The organism is Pseudomonas sp. (assembly GCF_026224925.1).
Lineage (GTDB): Bacteria > Pseudomonadota > Gammaproteobacteria > Pseudomonadales > Pseudomonadaceae > Aquipseudomonas.
On the sequence record NZ_JAMFRV010000392.1, the window covers coordinates 1 to 4,475 of the forward strand.

General features: G+C 58.3%; 3 protein-coding genes. All 3 read right to left on the minus strand.

Annotated features, from left to right (window positions below; genetic code table 11):
- A partial coding sequence (locus M0974_RS17020) for an efflux RND transporter permease subunit (RefSeq protein WP_297839099.1) occupies window positions 1-223 on the minus strand: 223 nt, incomplete at its 3' end.
- Entirely contained in the window at window positions 220-3,315 is a 3,096-nt protein-coding gene (locus tag M0974_RS17025; protein WP_297839101.1) for an efflux RND transporter permease subunit, read from the minus strand. The genes M0974_RS17025 and M0974_RS17020, both read right to left, overlap by 4 nt.
- A 13-nt stretch (window positions 3,316-3,328) precedes the next feature.
- Window positions 3,329-4,456 carry an efflux RND transporter periplasmic adaptor subunit gene (locus M0974_RS17030; protein ID WP_367279030.1) on the minus strand — a complete coding sequence of 376 codons (1,128 nt, stop codon included), beginning with the start codon at window positions 4,454-4,456 and terminating at the stop codon, window positions 3,329-3,331.
- Between the last annotated feature and the right edge of the window lie 19 nt (window positions 4,457-4,475).

A 4,475-nucleotide genomic window follows, 5' to 3' on the forward strand; every position in this document is an offset into this window, starting at 1 on the left:
CGATTTGCCCGAACTGGCGCTCCAACGGCGTAGCTACTGAACTGGCGACGGTGCTGGGATCGGCACCGGGCAATGAGGCACGCACGCTGATGGACGGAAAGTCCACCTCAGGCAGCGGCGCTACCGGCAACAACATGAACGCCAACAGGCCGAATAACGCCAAGCCTGTCGCCAACAATGTGGTCGCAATAGGCCTGTGGACAAAGGGTGCGCTGAGGTTCATTTTGCGCTGGCCGGAGCATCAGCATTGAGCCCGTCATCGTCTGGTCGCCGCTTACTGAAACGATGCTCCAACGCATGCATGGCGAGGAAGATCACCGGCGTCGAGAACAACGTCAGCAATTGGCTCAGCAACAAGCCGCCAATGATCGCGATGCCCAATGGATGGCGCAATTCAGAGCCGATACCAGTACCCAACGCCAGCGGCACCGCGCCGAACAGTGAAGCCATGCTAGTCATCAGAATCGGCCGAAAACGCAGCTCGGCGGCCTGCCGAATGGCTTCAACCGGGCCCAGCCCGCCTTCACGCTCCAACTCAAGCGCAAAGTCCACCATCATGATGCCGTTCTTCATCACGATGCCGATCAGCAAGACAATGCCAATCAGTCCAATGATGTCAAACTGCGTGCCGGTGATCAGTAGCGCCAGCAGTGCGCCCAGCGCTGCCGACAGCAGGGTCGAAAGGATCGTCACCGGGTGCACGAAGCTTTCGTAAAGAATGCCCAGCATCAGGTACACCACAATGATCGCCGCAGCCACCAGGTACACCTGATTAGACAATGACGATTCAAAGGTAGCCGCCGAGCCTTCTAGCGACGCTTGCACGTTGAGCGGCATGCCAACTTGCGCTTCGATGACCTTGAGCCGGGTCAACGCCGTGCCTAGGGTTTTACCCGGCGCCAAATTGAACGAGACATCCGCGTACGGAAACTGCCCCTGACGATTGATCGTGATTGGCGTACGCAGGATCTTTTGCGTGGCCATGCTCGACAGCGGCGCGACCCCGCCACTGGAGGTGGTCACGTACAAACCGGTCAGCAAATCGGCCAAATTACGCGGCGGATGGTCAGTAGCCATGACCACGTGATACTGGTTGAGCTGGGTGTAAATGGTCGACACCTGACGTTGACCGAACGCGTCGTACAGCACATCGTCGATGGCCTGCGGGGTAACGCCCAGACGTGAGGCGGTGGCGCGGTCGAAGTTCAGCTGAATCTGATTGCCAAACTGCATCGCCTGGCTTTGCACATCGGTGAACATCGGGTCTTGCTTGATCGCTGCCAGCAGTTTACCGGTCCACAACTGCAACGCTTCGGGGTCCGTCGCCTGCAGGCCAAGCCGATAGCTGGTAGTGGAGACGGTGGCGTCGAGGGTCAGATCCTGTACCGCATGCAGGTACAAACGAATGCCGGAATCACCCGCGTTAGCGTCTGACAGTCGCCGGATCACAACCGCACTGCTATCGCGCAGGCCTCGGTCCTTGAGGTTGATGAGAAAGTTGCCCTGGTTGATGGTCGGGTTGGTCTGGTCGATGCCAACAAACGACGACAGGCTGGCGACCGCAGGATCTTTCAATACGCGTTCCGCCACGCGCTGCTGCTCGATCACCATTTGTTGGAAGGAGATAGTCGGCGAGGCCTGAGATATCCCCTGAATCAGCCCGGTGTCCTGCTCAGGGAAAAAGCCTTTAGGCATAATCACGATAATCAACACGGTCAACAGCGCGGTCAGCACAATGGAAATCATGGTCAAGGTGCGATGCGCCAACACCCAATCCAGGCCGCGTACGTAGTAGCCGTTGATTCGGTCGAAGAGGTCGACGCGACGCTCGCCTTTGTGCGCTTTGAGCATCCGCGCGCAGAGCATGGGCGTCAGCGTCAACGAGATCAGCGCTGAGATAACGATGGTCACCGCCACAGTCATGGCGAACTCACGAAACAACCGCCCCACCACATCGCCCATGAACAACAGAGGAATCATCACCGCAATCAAGGCAATCGACAGCGAAATAATGGTAAAGCCGATTTGCTCCGAACCTTTGAGCGCAGCCTCCAGCGGCGTGTCCCCCGCCTCGATGTAGCGGGTGATGTTTTCGATCATGACGATGGCGTCGTCGACCACAAAACCGATGGCGATGGTTAGCGCCATCAGCGTCAGGTTGTTCAGGGAAAAGCCCAAGGCGTACGCCACAGCCAAGGTGCCCACCAGGGTCAGCGGCACAGTTATCGCCGGAATAATGGTGGCGGGCAAGTTACGCAGAAACAGAAAGATCACCAGTACCACCAGCAACACCGCAACGCCCAGCTCGTATTGAACGTCGGTGACCGAGGCGCGGATAGTTTGCGTGCGGTCGGTCAACACGCTGACCTTGAGCGTGGCGGGTAGGCTGGCGCGGAGCTTGGGCAGCAGTTGTTGCACACGATCAACCACGTCGATGACGTTGGCGCCGGGCTGACGCTGGATGTTCAGCAAAATCGACGGTGTGGTATTGGTCCAGGCCGCCTGACGCGGGTTTTCCGCGCCCTGAATCGAACTGGCGATTTGTGCCAGGCGAATCGGCGCGCCGTTTTTGTAGCCAATCACCAGATCGCTATACTCGTCGGCGGACTGCAACTGATCGTTACTGCCGATCGAATACGCCTGGAATTTGCCATCTATATTGCCCTTGGCCTGATTGACGTTGGCGTTGCCCAACGTAGTACGCAGATCCTCCAGCGACAGCCCGAGGTTATTCAGCGCCGACGTGTTGGTTTCGATCCGCACCGCAGGTCGTTGACCACCACTGATAGTGACCAGTCCTACCCCGGTGATCTGCGAGATTTTCTGCGCCAACCGGGTGTCGGCCAAGTCTTCGATCTTGGTCAGCGGCAACACGTCTGACGTCAGCGACAAGGTCATTACCGGCGCGTCAGCCGGGTTGACCTTGCTGTACACCGGCGGATACGGCAGGTTCGCCGGAAGGAAGGTGCCCGCAGCATTGATTGCGGCTTGCACTTCTTGCTCGGCAATGTCCAACGACAGCGACAAGTCGAACTGCAGGGTGATGACTGACGCACCATCGGAGCTGGTGGAGTTCATCGACTTCAGCCCCGGCATCTCACCGAGCTGGCGTTCCAGCGGCGCGGTGATCGAGGAACTGACCACCTCCGGGCTGGCTCCGGTGTACTGGGTAAACACCTGAATTGTCGGGTAGTCGACCTCAGGCAGGGCCGACACTGACAGCAAGTGATAGCCCAGCAACCCAATCAGCAAGACAGCAACCATGATGAGGGTGGTGGCAACAGGACGTTCAATAAAGGGCCGGGAAATGTTCATGGCTGGGCGCGCCTCACTGGGCCACTACTTTTACTGGAGAGCCATCGTCCAGTTTGTCCGCGCCTTCGGTGATCACCTGATCGGTGGCTTTCAATCCGTTATCCAGAATCGCAGTAACATCGCCCATGCTCGGACCCGCTTTGATGATGCGCAGGCTGGCTTTATCGCCCACGACCACCAGCACAAAGTCACCCTTACTGCCGTGCTGAATTGCCATGGTTGGCACCACTGGCGTCTGCTTCAGAATGTCGGCTTCGAGCCGGGCGTTGACGAATTGGTTAGGGAACAGTTTGTTGCCCGAGCCATCGAACTGTGCCTTGACCTTGATCGTGCCGGTACTGACATCAACCTGGTTATCCAACGCCAATAACGAACCGGTCGCCAGTAACGCGTTCTTGTTACGGTCATACGCCAGTACGGTAACCGCGCCTCGGCTCATGGATTGGTTGATGGTACCGAGGTCATCTTCGGGCACCGAAAACACCACGGTGGCTGGGTCCAGTTGAGTGATCACGGCAATCCCGGTGGTGCTGGCGCTGGTGACGTAATTGCCGGGGTCGACCAGGCGCAAACCGACCACTCCGTTGATTGGCGAGGTGATGGTGCAGTAACCGACCTGCACTTCAAGATTTTGCGCACTGCCTAGATCGGAGGCAACGGTGCCCTGCTGCTGTTGCACCAACGACGCTTGGGTGTCGAGAATCTGCTGGCTGGTGGAACCGATTTTAATTAATTCGCGAAAACGCGCGAGGTCGCGCTGGGCGTTACTCAAGACGGCTTGATCGTGGGCCAATACGCCCTTGGCTTGGGCCAACTGCGCCTTGAGCGTGCGGTCGTCGATGCGTGCAATGACTTGGCCGCTGCGTACGTGCTGGCCTTCCTTGAATTCCACTGTGCTGAGAATGCCGCTGACTTGCGAGACCACAGTGACGCTGCGGGTTGGCGTCACCGTGCCCAAGGCGTCGATGTACACCGGCACGTCCTGCAATTTGACCGCCACCGCCGCCACTGGCTCGCCCGTGACCGGCGGTTTTGGCTTGGGCTTGGCAGCAAACAGAAAAAACCATACCCCGATGGCCACCAGCAACACTACGACCACACCCACTACCAGACCGAATTTACGCCGTCTGCTCTCCATCAATGCGTTCCCACCCACACCA